This is a genomic window from Cryobacterium sp. Hz7, assembly GCF_004402815.1.
Classification (GTDB): Bacteria; Actinomycetota; Actinomycetes; order Actinomycetales; family Microbacteriaceae; genus Cryobacterium; species Cryobacterium sandaracinum.
In genome coordinates this window covers 242,962-269,670 of record NZ_SOFB01000049.1, presented here as the reverse complement: position 1 = coordinate 269,670, position 26,709 = coordinate 242,962, and the positions used below count along the sequence as shown (strand labels likewise).

Below are 26,709 nucleotides of genomic sequence, written 5' to 3'. Positions count from 1 at the left end.
GAGGCGAGGCAGGCGGTGCTACTGGCCGCGGGTGACGATGCTGACGAGTTTCGGCGCGCGCACGATCACGTTCATGATCTCGCGGTCACCGATCCGGCGGATGACCTCGGCCGAGGTACGTGCGAGGCGTTCCAGCTCGTCGCCGGAGATCTTCGGGGACACCTCGATGCGGTCGCGCACCTTGCCGTCGACCTGCACGACGGCCGTGACCGACTCCTCCACGAGCAGGGTTCGGTCGGCCTTGCGCCACTGCACGAGGGCGACACACGGCTCATGGCCGAGGAGCTGCCACATGTCCTCGGCCGCGTACGGAGCAAACAGGTTGAGCACCATGGCGGTGACCTCCGCGGCCTCGCGCACCGCGGCATCCGCGGGGCCGACGCCGGTGTCGATCACCTTGCGAGTGGCGTTGACGAGTTCCATCAGTCGGGCGACGACCACGTTGAACTTGAACGATTCGACCAGGCCGGGCGCATCGGCCAGGAAGCGGTGGGTGACCCGGCGGAGACCGGCGTCGCCGGACCTCCAATCGATGTCGGGCGTACTCGTGACGTCGCGGGCGACGCGCCAGGCGCGGGCCAGAAACTTGGCGGAGCCGACCGGCGAGACATCCGCCCAGTCGATATCGTCTTCCGGCGGTCCGGCGAAAGCCATGGTGAGCCGTACCGCGTCGACGCCGAACTGGTCGACCTCCTCGGTGAAGTAGACCAGGTTGCCCTTGCTCTTGGACATCTTGGCCCCGTCAAGGATGACCATGCCCTGGTTCAGCAGAGCCGTGAACGGCTCGGTGAAGCTGACATAGCCGAGGTCGAAAAGCACCTTGGTCATGAAGCGCGCGTAGAGCAGGTGCAGGATGGCGTGCTCGACGCCACCGACATACTGGTCGACGGGCGCCCACTTCTCGGCTTCCTTCGGGTCGAACGCCTTCGTGTCGTCGGTGGGGTTCAGGAAGCGCAGGAAATACCAGGAGCTGTCGACGAAGGTGTCCATGGTGTCCGCGTCGCGGCGTGCGGGGGTGCCGTCGATCGGGTTGGGCACGTTGACCCAGTCGGCCGCGCCGCCCAGCGGCGACGTGCCCTTGGGCTTGAGGTCGAGGCCGTCGGTGGGCGGCAGCAACACGGGAAGCTGGTCTTCCGGCACGGGGATCTCGGCGCCGTCCTGGCCGTGGATGATCGGAATCGGCGTGCCCCAGTAGCGTTGACGGGAGATGAGCCAGTCACGCAGACGGTAGTTCTTGGCGGCGCGGCCGGTACCGTCGGCGGCCAACTGCTCGATCATGCGCTTGATCGCGGTGTTCTTGCTAAGGCCGTTGAGCGCGCCCGAGTTGATCAGGCGGCCTTCCCCGGTCAGTGCGATGCCAGTGCGAGCCGGGTCGAGGGAGGTGAGCTCCTCGGTGCCGTCGATCATGTCCTGCGTGATCACGGGGATCATGCCGGTGACCGCGGCGGTCGTGTCGACGACCACGACCACGGGCAGGTCGAAACGGCGGGCGAAGTCGAGGTCGCGCTGGTCGTGGGCCGGCACCGCCATCACGGCACCGTGGCCGTAGTCGGCGAGCACGTAGTCCGCGGCCCAGATCGGCAGGCGTTCGCCGTTGGCCGGGTTGACCGCGTAGCGCTCGAGAAACACGCCGGTCTTCTCCCTGTCGGTGGCCTGACGCTCGATCTCGGTGCTGTTCTGAACCTGTACCAGGTATTCCTGGAACCGTTCCTTGACGGTGGGCGAGGCATCCGCGACCAGCTCGACGGCGAGGTCCGCGTCGGGGGCGACGACCATGAAGGTCGCGCCGTAGAGGGTGTCGGGGCGGGTCGTGAAGACGCTGATGCGCTCCTCGCGGCGTTCGATCACGAAGTCCACGTCGGCGCCGATGGAGCGGCCGATCCAGTTGCGCTGCATGTTGAGCACCTTCGCCGGCCAGGTACCCTCGAGCTGATTCAGGTCGTCGAGCAGGCGGTCCGCATAGTCGGTGATCTTGAAGTACCACTGGGTGAGCTTCTTCTTGACCACCACGGCGCCGCTGCGCTCCGAGGTGCCGTCGGCGAGCACCTGCTCGTTGGCGAGGACGGTCTGGTCTACCGGGTCCCAGTTCACCCAGCTGTCCTTGCGGTAGGCGAGGCCCTTCTTGTACAGCTGCAGGAACAGCCACTGGTTCCACTTATAGTATTCGGGGTCGCTGGTGTGCAGCTCGCGGGACCAGTCGAAGGATGCCGCGTAGAGCTTCATGCTCTTCTTCTGCTGCGCAATGTTGTCGTAGGTCCAGCCGCGCGGGTCGATGCCGCGCTTGATCGCGGCGTTTTCCGCGGGCAGCCCGAAGGAGTCCCAGCCGATGGGGTGTAGCACGTTGAAGCCCTGCTGACGCCAGTACCGGGCGACGATGTCGCCGAGCGCGTAGACCTCGGCGTGGCCCATGTGCAGGTCGCCGGAGGGATACGGGAACATGTCGAGCACGTACTTGCGCGGACGAACGTCGTCGGGATCGTTCGTGCGGAAGGGGTCGAGCTCTTCCCAGATCGGCTGCCACTTCGCCTGGATGGCGGCGAAATCGTAAACTTTTTCTTCGCTGTCCTGGCCGGTGCGGGTGTGGTCGTACTCGTGTGCCACGTGACTCTCTTCGTTGCAGTGGGGATTGCGCCAGCAGGCACAGGGCCGCGCGGAGGCGGCGTCCAAGCTCTTAGGTTACTAAACCTGGCCCTGGCCCGTGGCGGCTCCGGATCGAGGAACGCCGAGGACGGCCAGGAGCGCCGCCGCTTTCAGCCGGGTTTCCTCGATCTCCTCCAGCGGATCGGACAGCGCTGTGATGCCGCCGCCCGTGCCGATGGAGGCCCCGTCCGGACTGAGCACGATGCTGCGGATGACCATGGCCAGGTCGACCGCGCCGTTTCGCCCCAGATAGCCGAAGGCCCCGGCGTAGAGCCCGCGCGGTCCGCACTCGAGGGCGTCGAGGATGGTCATCGCACTGATCTTGGGTGCCCCGGTCATGGACCCGGCGGGGAAGCAGGACGCAACGGCATCCACCCCGGTCAGCCCCGCGGCCAGGCGCGCCTCGACCGTGCTGACCAGCTGGTGCACGTGCGCGTAACTCTCCACGGCGAGCAAGTTCGTGACCTGCACGCTGCCGAGCTCGGCGATCCGGCCGAGGTCGTTGCGCATCAGGTCGACGATCATCAGGTTCTCGGCGCGCTCTTTGTCGCTGCCCTCGAGCTCGTCGCGGAGCTCGCGGTCCCGGTCGGCCATCCGGGAGCGCGCCCGAGTGCCCTTGATCGGCTTCGTGGTGATCAGGCCGCCCGGGGTCACGGTCAGGAACTGTTCCGGGGAGGCGCTGAGCAGGGCGGTGTCCCCGAAACGCAGCAGCCCGCCGTGGTGGCTGGGGCTGCCGGCGCGCAACGCCAGGTAGGCGTCGACCGGATGCGGCCGCACGTCGACCAGGATCTCGTTGGTGAGGCAGAGCTGATAGGCGTCACCGGCCCGGATGAACGCCTGGCATTCCTCGATCAGCTCGGCGTAGTGGTGCACGTCGTGCCGCCACCGGGCTGCGCCGGCAGCGGCAACGGGGCCGGCAGCGGGGCCGACAGGCCACGTGACCGGCCGGGTCGCGGATGCTGCGGGCGGCGGCTCCGACGTGGCGAGAGCCTTGAGCACGGCATCGGCCCACACCTGCGGGGCATCCGTCGCGTCGCCGGAAGCGCGGCGAGCGAGCGCCCTGACCGTGCGTGCCGCGTGATCGAACACCAGCACTTGGTGCACCTCGAGCAGGGCGGCATCCGGGTAGTGGGAGTCGTGCACGGGCGTGCCGAGGGTCTGGGCGCCGAGTTCGTAACCGAGCCAGCCCACCCAGCCCAGCCGAAAGCCGCCGGTATCGTCGGTGCCGGTATCCTCGGTGGCATCGTCGGGGAAGCCGGCCGGCTCCGCTCGCAGGAACTCGAAGATCGTCCCGGGTGAGAGGTGGCCCGGCACGGACGGATCGCCGGCGACCGAGACCGTCACGGTCCCCTCCGGCACCGAGGCGGTGACGAACCGGGACCCGGGCGACGCAGACCCAAGATAGCTGAGGCCGGTTTCGGCGGCGTTGCCCGCATCCAACCAGAACGCGTACGGGCTGTTGCGGTAGAGGGTGTCGAAGACGCGGGCCGGATCCCACCACTCGGGCAGGAGGATGCTCTGAGTCGGCCCGGTCACACACCCAGCCTAGGTGCCCTGATTCTCCCCGGAGTGCAGCGATCTGCCGCCCCGGCCGCACGCTTGCCGAACTCGGTGCCGTGTCTGGAACGAATTCGACGGAGATTCTCCGGAAAAACGGCTTTTCCCGTGTGTCTGCGCCCGATCCGGGCAAAATCTCCGTCGAATTCGTTCGGACCCACTCATCTGGGTGCCGGGACAGCGCCCACGACCCCACCGGGGACGCAGTGGGGACGCCGCCCGCGGGCGGCGTCCCCACCTTTCTCCGTCAGGTGCTGCAGCGTGGCTACTTCACAGCGAGGCTGCCCTTGAACTGGAGCCCCGTCGAGCCGGAGCCGCCGCCCCTGGTCGTGCCGTTGACCGCGGAGGTGGTCTCGCCGAACGTCATCGTCGTGTGGGCGATGGCATCGGCCATCTGCTCCAGCACCTCCGCATTGATGTTCGTGATGTCGTCGCATGCGGCGTGGTAGCAGGCATCGTACGGTGCGCCGGCGACGCCACCGTAGGTGACCGCCTCAGCCTCCGTCATCAGGTCTTCCGCACCGGTGAAGAGCCCGCCGGCGGGAATGCCGTTCTCGATGAACCCGAAGTAGTCGGACCGACCGTCGAACTCGGTGGGTTCTACGGCCAGCCCCTGCGAGGCGAAGTAGTCCAGGAAGACCTTCTCGACCAGCGCCGACCCGTTCGGGCCGGTGGTGCCGAAGGACGAGCCGTCACCGTCGTAGACGAAGCGCACAAAGTTCGGCGACGCGACCATGTCGAAGTTCAGGTTGACGGCATGCGCCTTGATCTGGCGTTTCGTCAGCTGTGACACGTAGTACTCGGAACCGACCAGTCCATCCTCCTCACTGCCCCAAAACGCGAACCGCACCCGGTTGGTGGGTGCGTTGCCGGAGGCGGCGAGCTGGATGGCGGTTTCCAGGATGGCGGCGCTGCCGCTGCCGTTGTCGTTGATTCCCGCGCCCTCGGCGACGGAGTCGAGGTGCGCTCCGGCCACGACCGTACGGTCCGCGCGACCGGCCGAATCGGCCAGGATGTTGAAGGATTCAGTGACGGTGACCTCAGCATCCACGGCCAGCCGCACGGTCGGGGCAGGCTGCCCGGCCAGAGCCGCGCCGAGCGCGAAGGTCGTTCCGATGACCGGAACGGCGGTCTGCGGGGCGTCCAGAGTGCCGTTGACGATACCGAGGCGGTCGTCGGCGTTGCCTTGGTTGAAGATGATCACGCCGGCGGCGCCGGCCGCGATCGCATTGTCGGCCTTGACCCGGAAGGTGCAGGTGCCGCGTTGGATCAGGGCGACGTTCCCGGCCGTGAAGCCCGCGAAGTCCGCGGCTTCACAGCCGCTGGTCGAGGCCCGGTCGCCGACCAGGTTGATGTCGACCGCCTGTACCGCCGCCGAGACCGTGCCGGAGCCGGAGTAGCTCATCGTGGCAAAGTCGGTGCCGGCAGCGTAGGTGGTGGGGGTGGGCGTGAACTGCGCGAACGACTCCGCGTTCAGCACGAACTGCTCATAGGAGTAGGCCTGACGGATCGGCGTGTAGCCCGCGGCCTTAAGCCGCTCTTCGACGTAGACGGCGGATGCCTCGTACCCCGGCGTGCCGGACGCACGCGTGCCGCCGTTGGCGTCCGCGATCTCCTGGAACTTCTCCAGGTGGTCGATGATTCCGGCTGCCGTAACGGCTTCGCGCAGCGCGCCGGTGTCCGTTCCGTTATCGGCGTAGGCGGGCAGCCCGACGCTGACCGACAGGGCCACGGCCGTGCCGATGGCGGCGAGACGAATATTCCGATTCTGTTTCATGAGGGTCCCTCAGACTGGATCGAACGTGGGCCGGTCGTCCTTGAGCGGCCCTGCAGCGACGCTAGCGTATCCCCCAGTCGCGGGGCAAGGGCAGGTCCCCAGCCCCGCTGCGGGTGCACGGCTTAGGCTGTGGGTCGTGAACGATATCCTCAGCTGGATCCTGGATACGGTTTCCAGCGTGGATCCGGTGCTGCGCACCCTCCTGGCCGGACTCGGCATGCTGCTGGAGACATCCGTTCTCGTCGGCCTGGTCGTGCCGGGCGATTCCATCGTGATCGTGGCGAGCACCGCGGTGAGCAACACGGCCGAGTTCCTGGGGCTCGTCGCCGCGGTGATCGTCGGAGCCCTGATCGGCGAGAGCATCGGCTTCGCGCTCGGCCGCCACTTCGGGCCGTGGATCCGGATGAGCCGCCTCGGGCGCCGGCTCGGGGAACGCAACTGGGCCCGGGCCGAGATCTACCTGGCACGGCGCGGCGGCATCGCCGTGTTCCTGTCGCGGTTCCTGCCCGTGCTGCACTCGCTGATCCCGCTGACCGTGGGGATGAGCCCGATGCCCTACCGCACCTTCATGAAGTGGACCGTGCCGGCCTGCGTGATCTGGGCGGTGGCCTACGTGTCGATCGGTTCGGCCGCCGCCGAAGGCTACCGCGAGCTCTCCGACCGGCTCCACTTCGCCGGATACCTCTTCGTCGGCGCGATCGCGCTCTTCGTGCTGCTCGTGTTCCTGGTCAAACGCTGGCTGCACCGCCGCGAGGAGCGACACATGGAACAGCCGGAGCCTCCGGTCGTCTGACCGCACGCTCGGTCGGGCGACCCCTCGTTCGGCTGTCAAGTTCAGCGGGCAGGTTCGGGCACGACGACCCTCGCGGTGATCAGGTCGTCCGGCACCGGCGTGTGTGAGATGAGCAGCACCGCACGGCCGTCCTCCGCCGCCGTGACCAGGATGTCCCGCACGAGCACGTCGCCTTGCGCCTCGTCGACGTTGGCGGTGGGTTCGTCGACGATGAGCACCGCGAAATCCGCCAGCAACGCCCGCGCCAGCGCGATGCGCTGGGCCTGACCGCCGGAGACCAGGGCACCCCGCTCGCCGACCCGGGCGTCGAGGCCCCCACGCTTGGCGGCCCACTCCCCCAGTCCGACCCGGGCGAGCACGGCCTCGAGGTCGTCGTCGGTGGCCGTCGTGCGGGCGAAGAGCAGGTTCTGACGGATGCTGTCGTCGAAGAGCCAGGGACGCTGTTCGCACAGTCCCACCCGGCGACGCACCTCGGCCGGGGCCAGCGTGCGCGCCTCGACGCCGTCGAGCCGGTACGAGCCCGTGTAGTCGAGGAAGCGCACCAGGGTCTGGGCCAGGGTGGTCTTGCCGGCGCCGCTCGGCCCTGCCAGGTGCACGCGGTCCCCCGGCGCCAGGCGCAGGGTGATGCCCGTGACCGCCGGGGTAACGGAACCGGGCCAGCGGGCACCCACGTCGGTGAGTTCGAGCACCGGGTGGGCGCTGACGCTCGTGGTGGACATCGCATCCGCCGGCGCATCCGTCGGCTCGGTTACCGACTCCGCCGGGATCTCCGTGGGGACGCTGGTCGGCACCGCCGTCGCCACCCGCGCGGCGCTGGAGCGCACCTGGCGCCAGACGCCGAGCGCGAGCGGGATCATTCCGAACACCTCGAACACCGCCATGGGCACGAGCACGACCACGACGAAGCCCGGTCCGCTGAGGCCAGCCGGCCCGGAGAGGGCCGGAATGCCGACCTGGAGCGCGGCGACCGTCGCCAGACCCGCGAACAGTGACAGCACGGCTCCCTGCACGCCCACGCCCAGCGACCGGCGCAGGGAGGCCCGGCGCAGCCGGTCGTCGGCCGCCGCAAGGGTGGCCAGGCGGGCATCGAGGGCCCCGAAGGCGCTCAGCACGTCGAGGTTCTCCACCACCTCGAGCACCTCGCCGGCGAGGGCTCCGCGGAGGGGTGCAAGCTGGCGCTCCGACCGGGCGGACAGCGCGCTGGAGGTGACGGTGGCGAGCAGACCGGCAACGAGGAGCGCCAGCGCCAGCGTGACACCGGCGGCGGGGAGAACCAGCCAGACCCCGACCACGCTCACGCTCAAGAGGATCCCCGCCGTGGCCAGAGGCTGCACCACCCGCAGCGGGAAGTCCTGCAGGTCGTCGACGTCGCGCACGAGGCGACTGAGCAGGTCGCCGCGGCTCGTGCCTCCGAGGCCGGCCGGGGAGAGCGGCAGGATCCGGGAGAAGATGCCCACGCGCAGGTCAGCCAGCTGGCGGAATGCGGCGTCGTGGCTGGCCAGACGCTCGAGGTAGCGGAACGCAGACCGGCCGAGGGCGAACGCACGCACCCCGACGACCGCCATCGAGAGGAACATGACCGGCGGTTGCTCGGCGGCTCGGGTGATCAGCCACGCCGACGACGCCAGGAGGGCCACCGCGAAGACCGCGCTCAGCACGCCCGCGGCCAGGCCGGGGGCGAACCGGCGGGCAGGCGGCTGGGCCAGGCGCAGGACGGCGCGCACCTCGGCCCGGCCGGCCGGCCGGGGGCCGGCGATCCCGCTCGGGCTGGGTCCGGAATCAGACATGGGCCACCTCGTGCAGGGCAACGATCTGGTCGGCGGCGTCCCGCAGGGCAGGCCGGTGGCTGACCACGATCACGATCCGCCCCTCGGTCGTGAGCCGGCGAAGGCCGGCGACGAGAGAGGCCTCCGCCGCCTCGTCCAGCGCCGAACTGGGCTCGTCGAGAACGACCACGGCGCAGTCGTGGCTCTCAGCGCGGTAGATGGCGCGGGCCGCTGCGACCCGCTGGGCCTGTCCGCCGGAGAGTCCCTCGCCGGCGATGCCGAGTATGGTGGCCGGCTCCAGATCGCCCGCTCCGGCGCACTCCAGCGACCGGGCCACGGTGTCCCGATCGACGGACGCGTCACCGAGCGCGAGATTGTCGGCGATCGTTCCCTGGAACAGTCCCGGCCGTTGCCCGGCCCACGCCAGCCACGGGCGCGGTGTGCCCGGGGTCTGCTCCGCACCGTTCAGCAGGATCCGCCCGTCGAAGGGGACGAATCCCTGCAGGGCGGCCACCAGCGTGGATTTTCCGGTGCCGCTCGGGCCCACGACCACGGCGAGTTCGCCGGGGCGGAAGACGGCGCTGAAGTCGTGCACGGGGGCATCCGTGCCCCGCTGGATCGTGACCTGCTCGAACCGGAGCACGCCGGTATCCGCGGGGCCTGCTCCGGTGCGCGCGCCAGACGGGGCAGTCGAGGCAGCCGGGGTCGCCACGGCCCGGGGCCCGGCACCGTCGTCGAGAATGGCGAAGACCTCCTCGGCCGCCGCCAGACCGTCGGCCGCGGCGTGGAACTGGGCGCCGACCTGCCGCACGGGGAGAAAAGCCTCCGGGGCCAGCAGCAGCACGAACAGGCCGACGCCGAGTGCGAGGCTTCCGTCAACCAGGCGCAGCCCGATGGAGACGGCAACAAGGGCCACCGACAGGCTGGCCGCCAGTTCGAGCACGAACCCGCTGAGGAAGGAGACCCGCAGCACCTTCATAGTGCGGCCGCGGTAGTCCTCGGTGATGGAGCGCACCCGGGCGAACTGGCGTCGCTCCCGACCGTAGATTTTGAGCGTGCCGAGCCCGCCGACGAGGTCGAGGAACCCCGTCGACAGCCGCTGCAGGGACTCCCACTGCTGCCGCTGCACGGACTGGGTGGCCTGGCCGATCAGCACCATGAAGACGGGGATGAATGGCAGCACTACGATGACTGTGATGCCGCTGGGCAGGTCCTGCCAGAGCATCACCAAGATCAGCAGGGGCGTGCTGATCGCCGCCAGCAAGAGCTGGGGCAGGTAGCGGGCGAAGTAGTTGTCCAGCGCGTCCAGCCCCTGGGTGGCCAGAGTGGAGACGCCCACACTGGCCCGGCCGCTGAGCCAATCCGGGCCGCGCTCGGCGACGCGGTCGAGAACCTGGCGGCGCAGCTGGCTCTTGACTTGGGCTGCTCCGCGGGTGGCGGCCACCTCGAGGAGCCACACCAGCGCGGCCCGCACCACGATCACGCCCGCAAGGGCGGCCGTGGTGAAGGCCAGCGAATCCTGAGAGGCCCCCGTCAACGCGAGGGTGATGCTCTGGCTCAGCAGCCAGGAGAACGCGATGACCGTGACAGTCTGCGCCAGTCCGAGCAGGGCACCCACCGACAGGAACCACCGGGCGGCGGACGCGTAGCGGAGGAGCCGAGGATCGAAGGGGCGCATTCCGTTTAGTGTCCGGCGGACTCTACGTGGGCCGAGACGGTCGTGCGGCTGACCCGCTTGCGCAGAACCCAGTAGGTCCAGCCCTGGTACAAGAAGATGACGGGCATGGCGAACAGGGCGGTCCAGCTCATCACCTGCAGTGTGTACGGCGTCGAGGAGGCGTTCTCGATGGTCAGGCTGTTGGCTGCATCGTTGCTCGCCGGCATCACGTCGGGGAACAGGGACGCGAAGAGCGTCAGCACCGCGAGGGCGATCGTCGCGGCCATCAGCGTGAAGGCCCAGCCTTCGGCGCCCCGCAGGTTCGCCAGGAACGCCCCGATCAGGGCAACCGCGGCGAGGGCGGCGAAGGCACCGGTGGCCAGGCTGCCGAAGGCAAGGGTGGTCCAGACCAGGAACGAGGCGGCCACCACGATGGTGGCCACCCCGGCCTTGACGGCTAGCCTCTGAGCGCGCTGACGGATGTCCCCCTCGGTCTTCAGGGAGATGAAGACCACGCCGTGGGTGAAGAACAGGAGCAGCGTGGTGAGCCCGCCCAGGAGGGCGTATGGGTTGAGCAGGTCGAAGAAGGAGCCGATGTAGTTGAAGTCCGCGTCCAACTGCACGCCCCGCACGATGTTGGAGAAGGCGACACCCCAGAGCAGAGCGGGAACGGCAGACCCGATCACGATCATGAGGTCGAAGCGTTTCCTCCAGGTTGCTTCCGGGCGTTGGTGCCGGTACTCGAATGACACCCCGCGCAGGATGAGGGCGAGAAGGATCACCAGCAGGGCCAGGTAGAACCCGCTGAACAGGGTGGCGTACCACTCCGGGAAGGCGGCGAAGAGTGCTGCGCCGGCCACGATCAGCCAGGTTTCGTTGAGGTCCCAGACCGGCCCGATGGTGTTGATGATGACCCGGCGGTCAAGGTCGTCCTTGCCCAGGAAGGGCAGCGACATGCCGACGCCGAAGTCGAAGCCGTCGAGAACGAAGTAGCCGATGAAGAGTGCACCGATGATCCAGAACCAGAGAATGTTGAGATCCATCATGCGCTCCTAGTAGACCGTGACCTGTGGCTTGACCTTGCCGGAAACCGGGTCGGGTTCCGCCAGCGGGGCAGGTCCCTTCCGCACGGCCTGCAGGATCAACTTGAATTCGACGACAGCGAGGGCGCCGTAGATCAGCGTGAACGCGATCAGCGAGATCAGGATCTCGGCGCCGCTGACGTTGGGTGATACGCCGTCCTCGGTGCGCAGGAGCCCGAACACGAGCCAGGGCTGCCGCCCCATCTCGGTGAAGATCCAGCCGACGCTCATGGCGAGAAGCGAGAACGGGAAGCTCCAGATAGCGATCTTCCAGACCCAGGTGGCCTGGGGGCTGCGCCCGCCGCGGGTCAGCCAGAGGCCGACGACGGCAACCAGGATATGGGCGATGCCGAGACCGATCATCCAGCGGAAGGCCCAGTAGGTGATCCAGATGGTCGGGGTGTAGTCGCCGGGGCCGTACAGGCTCACATACTGCGCCTGCAGGTTGTCGATGCCTTCGACCGTGCCGTTGAGGGTGTGGGTCGACAGGAACGACAAAAGGTATGGGATACGAATCGAGAATAATTCGCTGACGCCGTCGGGGGTGCCGAGGGTGAAGATCGAGAAGGATGCCTCGGCGCCCGTCGCTGTCTTGTACATCGCCTCGGCCGCCGCCATCTTCATGGGCTGGGCCGCGGTCATGGCCAGGCTCAGCGAGTCGCCGAAGAAGGTGGTGAGCGCACCGGAGACAACCATCATCCACATGCCCAACTTGAGTGCGGGACGCATGGATTCCTCGTGCTGCTTGCGCAGCAGGTGCCAGGCGGCCACCGAGATGACGAGGCCTGACGACACCATGAAGCAGGCGAAGATCGTGTGCGGGAAGGAGGCCAGGGCGATCGGGTTGGTCAAAAGCTCGCCAATACTGGTGAGCTCGGCCCGGCCGCGCTCCTCGTTGATGCGGAACGCGATCGGGTTCTGCATGAACGCGTTCGCCGCGAGGATGAAGTAGGCCGAGGCGATCGAACCGGCCGTCGTCAGCCAGATGGTGGCGAGGTGCAGGCCGCGGGGCAGCTTGTCCCAGCCGAAGATCCACAGTCCGATGAACGTGGCCTCCAGGAAGAAGGCGATGATGCCCTCGAAGGCGAGCGGGGCGCCGAAGACGTCACCGACGAAGCGGGAGTAGTCCGACCAGTTCATTCCGAACTGGAACTCCTGCACGATTCCGGTAACGACGCCCATGGCGAAGTTGATCAGGAAGATCTTGCCGAAGAAGTGGGTCAGCTCGAGGTACTTGGCCTTGTCGGTGCGCACCCAGGCGGTCTGGAAGAGCGCGACCGTGAACGCCAGCCCGATCGTGAGCGGTACGAAGAGAAAGTGATAGACGGTAGTCAGACCGAATTGCCATCTCGACAGGAGTAACGGATCCAGCCACTCGTTCATGCGCCCTCCAGCGTCATCGGGTTTTTCTACACTGTGTAGAACATCACTATTCTACGAGACGTAGAAGAGTTGATTGCCGCCCGCTAGACTCCCCAATATGGGGAGTTTGGGAGAGCTGGAACGACTGCTGATGGATGTTTTGTGGGAAGCCGAGGAGTCTCTGCCTGCCAACGATCTCCGGGATCGGCTACTCACCCCGACGACCGCCACCGCTAGGCGCAAACCACTCGCCACCACGACCGTGCTCACGTTGCTCTCCCGCCTCGAGACCAAGGGCTTCGTCACCCGCGACCGAGACACCCGACCGCACCGCTACCGGGCCGTGTCGACCCGGGCGGAACATACCGCGGAGCTGATGCACAAGGTGCTCGGCTCTGCTCCTGACCGGCAGGCGGCCCTCGCCCGGTTCATCGGGGACGTCACCCCGCAGGAGGCCGACGTTTTGCGCCTGCTCCTCGGCACCGTACCTCTCGGTCGCGAGTGACCGGCATCCAGTCCCCGCTCCAGTCCCTGCTCCAGTCAGCACGCGTCAGAGCGGCCAAGTCGTGTTCGTCACGGCCGTAGCGCTCATGATCGTGGCCGTGCTGCTCGCCGGTCCGGTCCCGATCTGGCTTGCCACCGCCGACTGGCCGGCCCGCTCCCCCGCGGTCGCCCTGGTGTTGTGGCAGGCCATCGCCCTGGCCGGCGGGCTCTCGATGATCGGCTCGCTGCTCAGCTTCGGGTTGATCCCGTTCGGCGAGAACCTGTTCGAGGGCATCCGCTCGCTGGCGGGCCATCTCGTCACCGGCACATTGCCGGCCGGCACGTCGTTCGGCTCGGTGCTCCTGCTGTGCGCGGCGCTGATCCTCGGCAGCCATCTGCTGCTCAACCTCGCCGCGACCTTTTCCCGCGCGGGGCGCCAGCACCGCAGGCACCGGCACCTGATCGGACTGCTCAGCGACCCTCTGCCGAGCCACTCCGGCACCCGTGTGATCGAACACGACGCCCCGGTCGCGTACTGCCTGCCTGGCGCGACCCGGTCGGCGACCGTGCTTTCCCGCGGCCTTCTGCAATTGCTGAATGCCGACCAATTGCGCGCAGTGATCGCACACGAGCGCGCCCACCTGTTGCAGCAGCACCACCTCGTGCTGCTCGCCTTCAAGTCCTGGCACAGCGCACTGCCGTGGTTCCCGATCGCGAACCGCGCCGAGAACGCGGTCGCCCTGCTGGTCGAGATGCTCGCCGACGACCAGGCCCGGCGGGTCGTCGACGACCGCACGCTGGCCACCGCGATCGCACTGGTCGGGTCGGCACACCAGGTGGACCCGCTGGGAACGGATGTCGAACTCGCCGACGGCCCGGACCATCCGTTCGACCTGGTGACACCCCGCGTTCGCCGCCTGATCACCCCGCCGGCGCCGCTGACGCCCTCCGCCGTGCTTTTCGTTGCAGCCGGCGCCGCCGCACTCCTGCTGCTGCCGACGCTGCTCCTGTCCCTCGCCTGAGCCCGGGCCTACCCGAGCACGCGCCTACCTGAGCACGCGCCAGCCCCAGCCCCAGCCCCAGCCCCAGCCCCAGCCCGGGCCTACCTCTGCCCCTGCCCCAGCCCCTAACGAATTCGACGGAGATTCTCGGCCCCAGAGCCTGTTTTGCTCCAAAACCGGCCCGTAGGCGCAGAATCTCCGTCGAATTGGTCAGGCAGCGCCTGTCAGCTGGTGCCTAGAAGAGGTTCGCCTGTTCGAGCCAAGCGGCCGCAATCTTCTCGGCCGAGAGCTGGTCGTTCACGCTCTCGGAGTTGAGGCCCACCAGGTCCTCGGCGGTCAGAGCGGCACTGACGGCGTTGAGCACGTCGGCGGCCTTCCCGCCGACCTTGTCGGACACGACGGGCACGACGTTGTCCGCGAAGAACAGGCCGTCCGGGTCGTCGAGGGCGACGAGGCTGTCCGACTTGATGTTCGGGCTGGCCGTGTAGACGTTCGTGATCTGGATGTCGTTGTCGACGAGAGCCTTGATCGTGAGCGGGCCGCCACCATCCTCAATGGGCGTGAAGCCGGCGATGGGGATGCCGTACTTCTCCGTCAGGGTCGTCGGTCCGTAGGGGCGGGTCTGAAGTTCGGACGGTCCGCCGACGGTGATCGGCTCGGTGACATCGGCGAGCGACGCGATGTCAGTCAGGCTGTACTTGTCGGCGAAGGCCTGCGTGACGGTCCAGGAGTTCTGGTCCGTGGCCGAGGCCATGTCGAGCACGCTCAGCCCCTCGGGCAGCTCGTCCTGCAGCTGCGCGTAGGTCTCGTCGGCGGTGCCGCCCGCGGCATCTGCATTCAGGGCCTGCAGCAGGCTGCCGCTGTACTCGGGGAAGACGTCGATGGCACCGGATTCGATCTCGGGCAGGTAGACCTCGCGCTGGCCGATCTTGAACTGGCGGTCGACCGTGAAGCCGTTCCCCTCCAACGCCAGGGCGTAGATTTCGGCGATGATCTCGTTCGAGTAGTAGTCCTGCGAACCGACGACCAGGGTGGCGGACCCCTCGTCGGCGTTACTTCCGCTGTCCAGCGGGTCACCGGACGCACACCCTGCAAGGGCTACGACGGCCCCAACCGCGACCGCGGCGACCGCCGCGAGCCGGCCTCTGTGAGCTGTGAACATTAGTGGGTTCCTTTCGTGATGGCGGGATCAATCCCCGGGACAGGTCGGGCTGACCTGGCACGGTCGACTGGGGGACGTTGGGATGCGACGCCTCTGGGAACAACAAGTCGCTGAACAACAGTGAATATTCCCTCGAGGACGAGGGCGAGCAGGATCACGAGCAGTGACCCGCCCAGCATCTCCGCGTAGTCGCGGGTTTTCAACCCGGCGAACAGGAACCGGCCGAGGCCGACATCTGCCACGTAGGCAGCCAGGGTCGCCGTGGCGACGACCTGCAGGGTGGCCGAACGGATGCCCGCGATCAGCAGCGGCAACCCCAACGGGATCTCGACCGTGCCCACGATCTGGCTCTCCGACATCCCGACCGACCGGGCGGAGTCGATGACGGACCGGTCAATGGCCTCGAACCCGGCGTAGGCGCCCGCGAGGATCGGCGGGATCGCCAGGACCGTGAGCGCGACGTACGGCGCACCGAGCCCAATCCCGACCCACAGCGCGACCAGTGTCAACAGGCCGAGGGTCGGAATGGCCCGCAGCCCGCCGGAGGTGGCTACAGCGAGGCTGCGTCCCCGACCCGTATGCCCGATCAGGAAACCGACCGGAATCGCGATCACGGACGCCATCAGGACCGCCACGAGGGTGAACACCAAGTGTTCGATCGTCCGCGCCGGAATGCCGCCCGGCCCGGCGAAATTGGCCGGGTCGAGGATCCAGTTCACCGCGTCAACGAACAGGTTCATGCGGATGCCTCTGCGATCCGGGCGGCCCGGACGGCCCTCCGGTCGGTCGCCGCCAGGCGGGTCCAGGGCAGCAGAACCCGCCCGAGCAGCACGAGGGCGCCGTCCAGCAGCAGCGCCAGCGCCACGGTCAGCACGATCCCGGCGATGATTTCGGCCTGGATACCGCGCTGGAAGCCATCCGTGAACAGGCTGCCGAGGCTCTGCGCGCCGATCACGGCCCCCACCGTGGCGAGGCTGACCGTGCTGACGGCCACGACCCGCAGGCCGGCCAGGAGCACCGGCCCGGCCAGCGGCAGCTCAACCTGCCAGAAGATGCTCCAGCCGGAATACCCCACGGCGACAGCGGACTGGCGTACATCCTTGTCCACGGATGCCAGCCCGTCGGCCACCACGCGTACCATCAGCGCGACGCCGTAGATCGTCAGGGCGATGACCAGGTTGAGCGGCGAGCGAAGGCTGGTGCCGACAATGGCCGGGATCACGAAGAACAGCGGCAGGGACGGGATGGCGTAGAGCAGCCCACTGGCCGTCAGGATCACGCCGCGGCCGGCACGGTACCGGTTCGCGAGCCAGCCCAGCGGCACGGCGATCAGGAAGCTGAGAAGGATCGGCGGCACGCTGAGGATCAGGTGGTCCAGGGTGCGATCCCAGAGCAGGTCGAGATTCGACCAGAACCAGGTCACCGCGGAGCCTGGGGATCCGGGGAGTGCGCGGTCTGCCGCGGCTCCACGAGCACACCGGCCAGGCGGCCCTCACTGTCGAGCAGCAGGTCGGAGTCGCCGCGGCGTTCCAGATGCAGGGCACGCTTGCCGCGATCCGCTCCGACGAAGCTGGCCACGAAGTCGTCGGCCGGGTTCGCCAGGATCTCGGCTGGCGCCCCCACCTGGGCGATCCGTCCGCCGTCACGCAGGATGACGACCTGGTCACCGAGGAGGAACGCCTCCTCGATATCGTGGGTGACGAACACGACCGTTTTGCCGAGCTCGCTCTGCAGCCGGATCAGTTCTTGCTGGAGCTCGGCCCTCACGATCGGGTCGACGGCGCCAAACGGCTCGTCCATCAGCAGAATATTTGGGTTGACCGCGAGCCCGCGCGCCACCCCGACCCGCTGCTGCTGCCCGCCGGAGAGCTGGCTGGGGTACCGGTCCGCCAGGGTCTGGTCCAGGCCCACCGTGTCGAGCAGGGTGAGGGCATCGGCGCGGGCCTTCTTTCTCGGCACCCCGCGCAGCAGCGGAACAGTCGCGACGTTGTCGATCACCGTGCGGTGCGGGAGCAGGCCGGAGTCCTGCATCACATAGCCGATGCCGCGCCGCAGCGGCACCGGCTCGAGCTGGGCGATGTCGGCCCCGTCGATCTCGATCGTGCCGCTGCTCGGGTCGACCATCCGGTTGATCATGCGCAGCAGGGTGGTCTTGCCCGAGCCGGAGGAGCCGACGAGCACCGTCGTCTGGCGCGACGGGAGGGTCAGGCTGAAATCGACGACGGCGAGTGTGCCGTCCGGGAACTGCTTGCTCACCGAGCAGAACTCGATCATGGAAATGGCTCATTTCTCGACCGAAGTCGACACAACACGGGAAGCAGGTATACCACCCAACCATCACACGGCGCCGCGAGCCACCGGATCGCGGAATTCCTAGCGAACGCTCGGCCCGTAGTATCCGGCGAGGTAGTCATGCGTGACCACGCGGCACTCTTCGATGAACCGCTCATCGCCCTGCGGGTCGGAGCGGAACGCCCGCGACAGAATCGAGTCGCCCATCTCGACGGCGACCTCAAGCCGGAAGATCAGTTCGTCGCCGCCCTCGAGGCCGAACTCCTCGACCAGCATGCCGGCCACCCGGCGGGCGAAGTAACCCGTGTCGGGGTCTACGACGACAGGCACACCCTGCCGGTCGTCGAAATGCATGATGCGAAACCCCGGCTCAGAGCGGTACAGGTCGACGAAGGCCGTGATCGCCACGTCGACGGCCTGCCACCAGCCCTGGGGAGCGTTCGTCTTCAGCTGCTCCGCAACCCGGCTCCGGAATCGCAGCACCGCGCGCTCGCGCAGAGCCTGCAGCACCGCGACGCGATCGGGGTAGTACCGGTACACGGTCCCGATCGACGCGCCCGCGCGCTCGGCCACCATCGCGGTCGTGATGCGGTCGAAGCCGACCTCGTCCACGACGACGGCGGCGGCGTCGAGCAGACCGGACAGTCGTGCCGTGCTGCGCTGTTGGATCGGCTCGGTGCGGGCCTGCTGGGCCGGCACAAAAGGATCCCCACCAAAAAGGTCACTGAGTGACACTTGTCCTCCTTGAGACTAAGTCACTAATACTAGGCGGCAATGTCCCCCTCACTGTGACGTGACAGCGTGTCTCGCCCGATTGGGCAGGAATAACCCTCGGCTCTCCGGGCGACCCGACTTCGATGCCGGGTAGCGTCATGCGCGTGCCAGACTAGGGACGTGCCGACATATCCTCGAATCCCGCCCACGGGCACGCCAGCGAAGATGATGCATCGCGCAGCCCGCATCGAGGACTGGCTGCACTTCAAGCGCGAACGCCACGCCCGCAAACGCGGCTACCTGCCCACGGTCATCCCCTATGCCGGCTACGGCACGACCGAGTGGGTACGCATTCTGTGCCGGGTGCTTCTGGCCAAACCGGCCAAGCCCGGCTCCAAGCTGGCACGGCGCCACTGGCACGCCGACCGCCGCGAGGCCGGAATTCGCGGCTGGCACAGCTTCACGAGCGTTCCGGTCAACGATGTGACGGTGACCATCGAGATCAACGGTTTCTCCCACCGGGTGCAGGCCGACCGCGGGGGCGTGGTCGACACCGTCATTCCGGTCACGCTCACCCCGGGCTGGCAGATGGCCCGGCTGCACACCGACGACACGGCCGCGCCGGTCGAGGCCCCGCTCTTCATCGTGGCCCCGACGGTACGCCGCGGGATCCTGTCCGACGTCGATGACACGGTCATGGTGACCACCCTTCCCCGCCCGCTGCTCGCCGCCTGGAACACCTTCGTGCTCGACGAGCACGCCCGAGTTCCCACGCCGGGCATGGCGGTCCTCCTCGACCGCCTCGCCGCGGTCAACGAGGGTGCCCCGATGATCTACCTGTCGACCGGGGCCTGGAACGTCGCCCCGACACTGACCCGGTTCCTGAACCGCAACCTGTACCCGTCGGGGGCTCTCCTGCTCACCGACTGGGGTCCGACCCACGACCGCTGGTTCCGGAGCGGCCAGGACCACAAGAGGGCCAACCTGCGCCGTCTGGCCCAGGAATTCCCGGAGATCCGCTGGATCCTGTTCGGCGACGACGGCCAGCACGATGAGGCCATCTACAGCGAGTTCCAGCGAGACTTCCCCGACAATGTCGAGGCCGTCGCGATCCGCCAGCTCTCCCCCAGCCAGGCCGTTCTGGCCGGTCGCCGGGCGAAGGATGCCGCGCCCGCGCCCCGCGATCCCCGCTGGGTGTACGGGCCGGACGGCTCGGCCCTGGCCCGGCAGCTCGCGGACCGCGGTCTGATCTAGGCGCGACGGCGTGTTGCGGGCTCGACGGCCTGTCTCAGTTCTCTACAGTTCTGCGGCGAGGATGCGGTCGAGGCCACGGTTGATCTGGCGAGCCCAGAGCGGCCCTCGATAGAGGAACCCGGTGTAGCCCTGAACGAGCGTCGCGCCCGCGGCGAGGCGCTCGGCCACGTGTTCCGCGGTCTCCACGCCGCCGACCGAGATCACGCACAGCTCGCGGGGCACAGCGGCCCGGATCACGCGCAGCACGGCCAGGGACCGCGCCTGGAGCGGGGCACCGGAGAGACCGCCGGCGCCGGCAGCCTCGACGGTTGCGGCATCCGTTTTCAGTCCGGCGCGGGAAATCGTGGTGTTCGTGGCGATGATGCCGTCGAGACCCAGCTCCACCACGAGTTCGGAGATTCGGGTCACTTCAGCATCGGCGAGGTCGGGGGCGATTTTTACCAGCAGGGGCGTGGCGCCGGCCTCGGTCTTGATCGCCCGAAGCAGCGGGGCGAGCCGGTCGAGTTCCTGCAGTCCGCGTAGCCCGGGCGTGTTGGGCGAGCTGACGTTCACGACGAGGTAGTCGGCCAGGGGCGCGAGCAGCGCGGCGCTGACCAGGTAGTCGGCGGTGGCGTCCTCGACCGCGGTGACGCGGCTCTTGCCGATGTTGATGCCGAGGACCGGGCGACCGGCAGCGGTGCGAACGTGCGCGAGGCGCACCCGGGCGGCGCGGGCACCGGCGTTGTTGAAGCCCATCCGGTTGACGACCGCGCGGTCGGGGATCAGGCGGAACAGGCGCGGCTTCGGGTTTCCGGGCTGAGGAACGGCGGTGATGGTGCCGACCTCCACGTGCCCGAACCCGAGCTGGCCGAGCCCGAGCACGGCTTCACCGTCTTTGTCGAAGCCGGCGGCCACGCCGAACGGCGACTGGAATCGCAGACCCAGGGTTTGGACACCGAGGTCGGTGCGCGGGCGCGTGAAGCGGTGCACGACCCGGCCGACACCGAACGCGGGCAGCGCCCGGATCACGGTGAAGGCGAGGTGGTGGGCTCGTTCGGGGTCGAGGCGGGTCAGGAACAGCGAGAAGATCAGCGGGTACACGGCGCCGCCTACGACTCGGACGGGTGTGCGGCGCCCGCGCCGCTGCCCTGCTCGGGGCGGGAGCCGTGTTCGGTGCGGGATCCGTGTTCGGTGCGCAGCCGGGCGATCGCGGTCTCGAAATCCTCGAGCGAATCGAATGCCTGGTAGACACTCGCGAAGCGGAGATAGGCCACCTCATCAAGTTCGCGCAGCGGCGGCAGGATCGCGAGGCCGACCTCGTTCGCCTTCACCTGCGACGCGCCGGTCTGCCGGATGGTCTCCTCCACCCGCTGGGCAAGCATGGCCAGGTCGGAATCCGTTACCGGACGACCTTGGCAGGCCTTGCGCACGCCGGCCACGATCTTGTCGCGACTGAACGGCTCGACGACCCCGCTGCGCTTGACGATGTTCAGGCTGGCGGTCTCGGTGGTGCTGAACCTCCGGCCGCATTCAGGGCACTGTCGACGCCGGCGAATGGAAAGTCCGTCGTCGCTCGTGCGCGAGTCGATGACTCGGGAGTCCGGGTGGCGGCAGAACGGGCAGAACATCGTGTGACCAGCTTACAGCGCCGTCGTGAAACGGGCCGTGACGGCGTCGCCGTGCGCGGGCAGCGCCTCCGCCGTGGACAGGGCCGCGATGTGGTCCGCGACCTCGCGCAGTGCCTCCCGGCTGTACGTGACGACCTGCTGGGGCCTCAGGAAGGTGTAGGCGCCGAGTCCGGAGGAGAACCGGGCCTGCCCTCCCGTCGGCAGCACGTGGTTCGAGCCGGCCACGTAGTCGCCGAGGCTCACGGGCGAATGAGGGCCGAGGAAGATGGCGCCGGCGTTCTCGATCAGCGCGAGCACGGCATCCGGGTCGCTCGTCTGGATCTCGAGGTGCTCGGGACCGAACGCGTTGCTGAACGCGGCCGCGGCGTCGAGGTCGTCCACGAGCACGATCCCCGACTGGCGCCCGTTCAGGGACGCGGTGACACGGATGCTGTGGGTCGTGCTCTGCATCAGGTCGACCAGGTGCAGATTGACGGCGTCGGCGAGCTCGGCCGAATCGGTGACCAGCATGGCGGCGGCCAGCTCGTCGTGCTCGGCCTGGCTGACCAGGTCGGCCGCGACGATGCGGGGGTCGGCGGTCTCATCCGCGATGACCAGAATGTCGGTAGGGCCGGCCTCGGAGTCGATGCCGGTCACCCCGCGCACGAGCCGCTTGGCGGCGGCCACATAGACGTTGCCGGGGCCGGTGACGAGCTGCACCGGGTCCAGGCCGAGCCCCGGAACGCCGTAGGCGAAGGCGCCGACCGCGCCGGCCCCGCCCATGGCGTAGATTTCGTCGATGCCGAGCAGGCTCGCCACGGCGAGGATGGTGGGGTGCACGCGTCCGTCGAAGTCGCTCTGCGGCGGCGACGCCAGCGCGATCGAGGATACGCCGGCGATCTGAGCCGGAACCACGTTCATCACGACGCTCGACGGGTAGACGGCCTTGCCGCCGGGAACGTACAGGCCGACCCGGTTGATCGGCTGCCAGCGCTGCGTGATGGTGGCGCCGTCTGCGATCGTGGTGGTCACCTGCGGCGGCACTTGGGCCGCGCTGGCGATGCGCACGCGACGGATGGTCTCCTCGATGGCCGTGCGCACCGTCGGGTCGAGCCCGGCCAGTGCCTCGGTGACGTGGGACGCAGGAACCCGCACATGGGACGGACGCACCCGGTCGAGGCGTTCCGCCTGGTCGCGGAGGGCATCCTCGCCTCTGGCCCGCACATCGTTGATTAATTCGGCTGCGACGTCGCTGGCCGCGGTCACGTCGGTGAGCGCACGCGGGACGGCTGCAAGCAATTCCGCCGGAGTGGGCCGGGTCCCTCGGAGGTCAATAGTCTGGATCATCGCGTTCCAGCCTAGCCATCAACTCCCGTGCACCGGGAATAGGCTCAATGGTGAGGAGATTGATTCAGTCACATGAGCGACACCGAAGTACCCCAGCCCGCCACCGTACCGCTGGCCGAAGATCCCAATGCACCGTTGGACCTGGCCGCCTTCAAACATTCCTTCCGGCGTCACGCCGCCGGTGTCGCGGTGATCACCGCGCTGCGCCCGGACGGCGCCCCGGTGGGATTCACCGCCACCTCGCTGGCGTCGCTGTCGTCCGTTCCGCCGCTGGCCACCTTCAACATGGCCCGGTCAGCCAGCACCTGGCCGGCGATCGCCGAGAGCGACCGGGTCGTCATCCACATCCTCGGGGCGCACAATCGTGCCGTCGCCGAGGTGATGTCGGGTCCCGCGAACCAGCGCTTCATCGGCGACCACTGGCAGCCCGGACCCCACGGCCTGCCTGTGCTGAAGGGCGTCACCTCGTGGATGGTCGGGCGAATCATCGAACGCACACTGGTGCACAACAGCGCCGTCGTGGTCGTGAAGATCGAGGAAGGCGGCATGGGCGAGAACGACGAGGCCCTGCTGTACTACGAGCGCACCTACCGCGTGCCCGGCGCCCCGGCCTAGCCCCTGGACGGGGCTGCGCCGGCCTCGTCGCGACGCCGGCGCCGCTCGGTCTCGGCAACGGCGGCCTCCTCCGGTGTGGGCGCGGTGCCGCCCAGGTGCCGCGGCTGCCACCACTGGCCGGCGCCGTCCACCGGATAGGATTTCTGCAGTTTGTCGACGAGACCCTGCAGTGTGTCGTGGAGTGCCAGCGTCATCGGCTGCGTGCCCTCCCCCGCCGCGACCGTGAACGGCTCGCCGACGGCGAAGCGGATGGGCACGTCGAACAGCTCGCGCAGGGCCGGCTTGTGGTTCTTCGTGAGCACGCGGTGCCCGCCCCAGACCGCGATCGGGATCACGGGGACCCCGGCCTCGGCGGCCATCCGGATGGCACCCGACTTCAACTCGCGTACGGTGAAGGAGGCGTTCACGCCGCCTTCCGGAAACACGCCGAGCAGTTCGCCCGCCCGCAGCGCGGTCACGGCTTGGCCGTAAGCCTCCGCCCCTGCCTTCATGTCGACCGAGATATGACGCATGCCGCGCAGCAGCACGCCCACGAGCTTCTGGTCGAACGCGCCCTTCTTGGCCATGAAACGGATGTGACGTCGGTTCTTTTGCCACAGCATCCACTCGACCAGGGCGAAGTCCATGTAGCCGAAGTGGGTGATCGCCAGCACCGCCCCCCCAGTGTCCGGAAGATTCTTCAGACCGGTCACGGATGGCTTCAGCCGCAGCAGGCCGAACACGGCCCGCCCGGCCAGAATCGCCGTGGTGTACAGAGGTTCCCGAGTGCCTGTGCTCATACCTCAAGGCTACGACCTGCGTGCGGGATTCCGCGTCCGTCCCACGAGCCTTTCGGGACCCGGCTCGCACTCGCGGCGCACCCGTAAACGTGGGCGCACGTTCTAACGCTCGCCCGGCTCCAGAACCTGCGCCGCGAACTTCCACCCCCGTCTGTGTCGTCGGTTATGGAGCTTGCACACAGCCTCGACCGCACTGACACTGGAATCATCCACGGCGGAACCGCAGCAACCGGCCTTGAAGCTGGTTGACTCGACCAGGCGACGACTACCGAGACCACGTGGGCGGACCGGCCACCAGAGGGAGACACCATGAGCACTGACCTGAGCAGCGCCGCGAGCACGAGCATGCCCGCGCCGCACGTGGCCGACAGCCACGACCGGATCCGGGTGCGGGGCGCGCGCGTGAACAACCTCAGGGATGTCAGCCTCGACATCCCGAAGCGGCGGCTGACGGTGTTCACCGGCGTTTCCGGCTCGGGCAAGAGCTCACTGGTGTTCGGCACGATCGCCGCCGAGTCGCAGCGGCTGATCAACGAGACCTACAGTGCGTTCGTGCAGGGATTCATGCCGGACCTGGCGCGCCCCGAGGTGGACGTGTTGGATGGTCTGACCACGGCCATCATCGTCGACCAGGAGCGAATGGGGGCCAACTCCCGTTCCACGGTCGGGACCGCCACCGACGCCAACGCGCTACTGCGCATCCTTTTCAGCCGGCTCGGTCAGCCCCACATCGGATCGCCCCAGGCGTTCTCGTTCAACGTCGCCTCGATCAGTGGTGCCGGGGCGGTGACGCTCGAGCGCGGCGGGAAGACCGTGAAGGAGCGGCGCAGCTTCAGCATCACCGGCGGCATGTGCCCGCGCTGCGAGGGCATGGGCACCGTCAACGACATCGATCGTTCCGCGCTATACGACGATTCCAAGTCGCTCAACGAGGGCGCGCTCACGATCCCGGGCTACACGATGGACGGCTGGTACGGCCGCATCTTCCGCGGCTGCGGCTGGTTCGACCCGGACAAGCCAATTCATCGGTACAGCACGAAGGAACTGGACGACCTGCTCTACAAGGAGCCGACCAAGATCAAGGTCGACGGGATCAACCTGACGTATCAGGGCCTCATCCCGCAGATTCAGAAGTCCTTCCTGTCCAAGGATGTCGCCGCTTTGCAGCCGCATATCCGCGCGTTCGTGGAGCGCGCGGTCACGTTCGCCACCTGCCCCGAGTGCGGCGGCACCCGCCTCAGCGAGGCGGCTCGCTCGTCGAAGATCTCCGGAGTGAGCGTCGCCGACGCCTGTTCCTGGCAGATCAGCGACCTGGCCGGGTGGGTTCGCGGCCAGAGTGAGCCGTCGGTGGCCCCGCTCACGCAGGCGTTGCGCCAGATCCTCGACTCGTTCGTGGAGATCGGGTTGGGTTACCTTTCGCTCGACCGGCCGGCCGGTACTTTGTCGGGCGGGGAGGCCCAGCGCACCAAGATGATCCGGCACCTGGGCTCCTCACTCACCGACGTCACCTACGTCTTCGACGAGCCCACCATCGGGCTGCATCCCCATGACATCGAGCGCATGAACACACTGCTGCTGCAGCTGCGGGACAAGGGCAACACGGTGCTCGTCGTGGAGCATAAGCCGGAGGCGATCGTGATCGCCGACCACGTCGTCGATCTCGGACCCGGCGCCGGCGCGGCGGGCGGCACCGTCTGCTTCGAGGGCACCGTGGAGGGTCTACGCACCAGCGGCACCCTCACCGGCCGCCACTTCGACTATCGCGCGGCACTCAAGCCCGCGGTGCGCGCCCCCACGGGCACGCTGGAGATTCGCGGCGCGACGAAGAACAACCTGAAGGAAGTGGACGTGGATATCCCGCTCGGCGTGCTCGTCGTGCTGACGGGGGTCGCGGGCTCCGGAAAGAGCTCGCTCGTGCAAGGGTCGATCCCCGCTGGCGCGGGCGTGGTGTCCATCGATCAGGGCGGCATCCGCGGTTCCCGCAGAAGCAATCCGGCGACGTACACGGGAATGCTCGACCCGATCCGAAAGGCCTTCGCGAAGGCCAACGGCGTGAAGCCCGCGCTGTTCAGCTCCAACTCCGAGGGTGCCTGCCCCAACTGCAACGGTGCCGGCGTCGTCTACACCGACCTGGCCATGATGGCGGGCGTCGCCACCACCTGTGAGGTCTGCGCGGGGAAGCGGTTCGAGGCATCCGTGCTGGAGTACCGCCTCGGCGGCCGCGATATCAGTGAGGTGTTCGCGATGTCGGTGACCGCGGCCCGGGAGTTCTTCGGCGCCGGTGCGGCGCGCACGCCGGCCGCCCACGCCATCCTGGGCGGGCTTGCCGACGTTGGGCTCGGCTACCTCAGCCTCGGCCAGCCGCTCACGACGCTCTCGGGGGGCGAGCGCCAGCGGCTCAAGCTGGCCACCCACCTGGCTGCGCAGGGCGGCGTCTACGTGCTCGACGAGCCGACCACCGGACTCCACCTCGCCGACGTCGAGCAGCTGCTCGGCCTGCTCGACCGAATCGTGGACTCCGGCAAGTCGGTCATCGTCGTCGAGCATCACCAGGCCGTGATGGCTCATGCCGACTGGATCATCGACCTCGGACCCGGCGCCGGTCACGACGGCGGCCGGATCGTCTTCGAGGGCTCACCGGCCGACCTGGTCGCCGACCGCTCCACCCTCACCGGCCAGCACCTCGCGGCCTACGTCGGTAGAGCCTGACGGCAGCGCGCCTCACGGTGCTGCCAGTCAGGTCTGTCCCGAACGAATTCGACGGAGATTGTGGCCGAATCGGCCCCATTCCACCCCGAGAAAGCGGTTTCACACGAGAATCTCCGTCGAATTGGTTCGACAC

22 protein-coding genes are annotated in these 26,709 nt (G+C 68.3%); 6 read left to right on the top strand and 16 right to left on the bottom strand.

Going from position 1 to position 26,709, the window contains the following annotated elements; all coding sequences use genetic code 11:
* Window positions 1–18: 18 nt before the first annotated feature.
* The 3 genes from leuS to E3N86_RS11515 form a co-directional block, all read right to left on the bottom strand.
* The gene (gene leuS / locus E3N86_RS11525; protein WP_134511973.1) at window positions 19–2,601 is read right to left on the bottom strand and encodes a leucine--tRNA ligase; all 2,583 of its coding nucleotides are present in this window, start codon (window positions 2,599–2,601) and stop codon (window positions 19–21) included.
* A 78-nt stretch (window positions 2,602–2,679) separates the two neighbouring features.
* Window positions 2,680–4,176: an anthranilate synthase component I family protein gene (locus E3N86_RS11520; protein ID WP_134375032.1), complete on the bottom strand. Its 1,497-nt coding sequence runs from the start codon at window positions 4,174–4,176 to the stop codon at window positions 2,680–2,682.
* A 286-nt stretch (window positions 4,177–4,462) separates the two neighbouring features.
* A complete protein-coding gene (locus E3N86_RS11515; protein ID WP_134343364.1) occupies window positions 4,463–5,974 on the bottom strand; it encodes a M20/M25/M40 family metallo-hydrolase in 1,512 nt (503 codons plus the stop codon).
* A gap of 136 nt (window positions 5,975–6,110) precedes the next feature.
* Between E3N86_RS11515 and E3N86_RS11510 the strand changes: the two genes are divergently transcribed.
* Entirely contained in the window at window positions 6,111–6,767 is a 657-nt protein-coding gene (locus E3N86_RS11510; protein WP_104100010.1) for a DedA family protein, read from the top strand.
* Between the two features lie 41 nt (window positions 6,768–6,808).
* Here the strand turns inward: E3N86_RS11510 and cydC are convergent, their stop codons facing one another.
* The 4 genes from cydC to E3N86_RS11490 are packed head-to-tail and all read right to left on the bottom strand — an operon-like array spanning window position 6,809 to window position 12,655.
* Entirely contained in the window at window positions 6,809–8,554 is a 1,746-nt protein-coding gene (gene cydC / locus E3N86_RS11505) for a thiol reductant ABC exporter subunit CydC (RefSeq protein ID WP_134511972.1), read from the bottom strand.
* Window positions 8,547–10,211 (bottom strand): thiol reductant ABC exporter subunit CydD, encoded by a 1,665-nt coding sequence (gene cydD / locus E3N86_RS11500; protein WP_134415204.1) that lies wholly within the window; start codon window positions 10,209–10,211, stop codon window positions 8,547–8,549. The genes cydC and cydD overlap by 8 nt, the downstream gene beginning before the upstream one ends.
* Before the next feature lie 5 nt (window positions 10,212–10,216).
* Complete coding sequence (gene cydB / locus E3N86_RS11495; protein ID WP_134511971.1) at window positions 10,217–11,233, bottom strand: cytochrome d ubiquinol oxidase subunit II; 1,017 nt, start codon at window positions 11,231–11,233, stop codon at window positions 10,217–10,219.
* Between the two features lie 9 nt (window positions 11,234–11,242).
* Window positions 11,243–12,655: a cytochrome ubiquinol oxidase subunit I gene (locus tag E3N86_RS11490; protein WP_104100014.1), complete on the bottom strand. Its 1,413-nt coding sequence runs from the start codon at window positions 12,653–12,655 to the stop codon at window positions 11,243–11,245.
* Between the two features lie 97 nt (window positions 12,656–12,752).
* Here E3N86_RS11490 and E3N86_RS11485 point away from each other — a divergent pair, with 97 nt between their 5' ends.
* On the top strand, window positions 12,753–13,139 hold the full coding sequence (locus E3N86_RS11485) for a BlaI/MecI/CopY family transcriptional regulator (RefSeq protein WP_104100015.1): 387 nt from the start codon (window positions 12,753–12,755) through the stop codon (window positions 13,137–13,139).
* A gap of 61 nt (window positions 13,140–13,200) precedes the next feature.
* Window positions 13,201–14,139 (top strand): M56 family metallopeptidase, encoded by a 939-nt coding sequence (locus E3N86_RS11480; RefSeq protein WP_104100016.1) that lies wholly within the window; start codon window positions 13,201–13,203, stop codon window positions 14,137–14,139.
* A 214-nt stretch (window positions 14,140–14,353) separates the two neighbouring features.
* On the opposite strand, the gene E3N86_RS11475 is transcribed toward E3N86_RS11480, so the two are convergent.
* The 5 genes from E3N86_RS11475 to E3N86_RS11455 all read right to left on the bottom strand — a co-directional run bounded on the left by E3N86_RS11475 (window position 14,354) and on the right by E3N86_RS11455 (window position 18,307).
* Entirely contained in the window at window positions 14,354–15,280 is a 927-nt protein-coding gene (locus E3N86_RS11475) for an ABC transporter substrate-binding protein (RefSeq protein ID WP_104100017.1), read from the bottom strand.
* Window positions 15,280–16,020 carry an ABC transporter permease gene (locus tag E3N86_RS11470; RefSeq protein WP_104100018.1) on the bottom strand — a complete coding sequence of 247 codons (741 nt, stop codon included), beginning with the start codon at window positions 16,018–16,020 and terminating at the stop codon, window positions 15,280–15,282. Before E3N86_RS11470 ends, E3N86_RS11475 begins: the two co-directional genes overlap by 1 nt.
* The gene (locus E3N86_RS11465) at window positions 16,017–16,703 is read right to left on the bottom strand and encodes an ABC transporter permease (protein ID WP_134511970.1); all 687 of its coding nucleotides are present in this window, start codon (window positions 16,701–16,703) and stop codon (window positions 16,017–16,019) included. Before E3N86_RS11465 ends, E3N86_RS11470 begins: the two co-directional genes overlap by 4 nt.
* Window positions 16,700–17,554, bottom strand: coding sequence for an ABC transporter ATP-binding protein (locus E3N86_RS11460; RefSeq protein WP_134511969.1), 855 nt, complete (start codon window positions 17,552–17,554; stop codon window positions 16,700–16,702). Before E3N86_RS11460 ends, E3N86_RS11465 begins: the two co-directional genes overlap by 4 nt.
* Window positions 17,555–17,653: 99 nt before the next feature.
* Window positions 17,654–18,307 (bottom strand): TetR/AcrR family transcriptional regulator, encoded by a 654-nt coding sequence (locus E3N86_RS11455; protein WP_134511968.1) that lies wholly within the window; start codon window positions 18,305–18,307, stop codon window positions 17,654–17,656.
* A gap of 204 nt (window positions 18,308–18,511) precedes the next feature.
* On the opposite strand from E3N86_RS11455, the gene E3N86_RS11450 reads away from it, so the two are divergent.
* Window positions 18,512–19,540 carry an App1 family protein gene (locus E3N86_RS11450; RefSeq protein WP_233191253.1) on the top strand — a complete coding sequence of 343 codons (1,029 nt, stop codon included), beginning with the start codon at window positions 18,512–18,514 and terminating at the stop codon, window positions 19,538–19,540.
* Window positions 19,541–19,582: 42 nt separating this feature from the next.
* Here the strand turns inward: E3N86_RS11450 and E3N86_RS11445 are convergent, their stop codons facing one another.
* From E3N86_RS11445 to hisD, 3 genes are read right to left on the bottom strand one after another with little or no spacing between them, the layout of a single operon-like run.
* Window positions 19,583–20,620 (bottom strand): quinone-dependent dihydroorotate dehydrogenase, encoded by a 1,038-nt coding sequence (locus E3N86_RS11445; RefSeq protein ID WP_134511967.1) that lies wholly within the window; start codon window positions 20,618–20,620, stop codon window positions 19,583–19,585.
* 8 nt (window positions 20,621–20,628) lie between these two features.
* Window positions 20,629–21,147 (bottom strand): transcriptional regulator NrdR, encoded by a 519-nt coding sequence (gene nrdR / locus E3N86_RS11440; protein ID WP_104100023.1) that lies wholly within the window; start codon window positions 21,145–21,147, stop codon window positions 20,629–20,631.
* 12 nt (window positions 21,148–21,159) lie between these two features.
* The gene (hisD, locus tag E3N86_RS11435; protein WP_104100024.1) at window positions 21,160–22,473 is read right to left on the bottom strand and encodes a histidinol dehydrogenase; all 1,314 of its coding nucleotides are present in this window, start codon (window positions 22,471–22,473) and stop codon (window positions 21,160–21,162) included.
* Between the two features lie 72 nt (window positions 22,474–22,545).
* Here hisD and E3N86_RS11430 point away from each other — a divergent pair, with 72 nt between their 5' ends.
* Complete coding sequence (locus tag E3N86_RS11430; protein WP_104100025.1) at window positions 22,546–23,088, top strand: flavin reductase family protein; 543 nt, start codon at window positions 22,546–22,548, stop codon at window positions 23,086–23,088.
* Here the strand turns inward: E3N86_RS11430 and E3N86_RS11425 are convergent.
* Entirely contained in the window at window positions 23,085–23,867 is a 783-nt protein-coding gene (locus E3N86_RS11425; protein WP_134511966.1) for a 1-acyl-sn-glycerol-3-phosphate acyltransferase, read from the bottom strand. The genes E3N86_RS11430 and E3N86_RS11425 overlap by 4 nt on opposite strands.
* A 309-nt stretch (window positions 23,868–24,176) precedes the next feature.
* Between E3N86_RS11425 and E3N86_RS11420 the strand changes: the two genes are divergently transcribed.
* Window positions 24,177–26,576 carry an excinuclease ABC subunit UvrA gene (locus E3N86_RS11420; RefSeq protein ID WP_174843018.1) on the top strand — a complete coding sequence of 800 codons (2,400 nt, stop codon included), beginning with the start codon at window positions 24,177–24,179 and terminating at the stop codon, window positions 26,574–26,576.
* The last annotated feature ends 133 nt before the right edge of the window (window positions 26,577–26,709 follow it).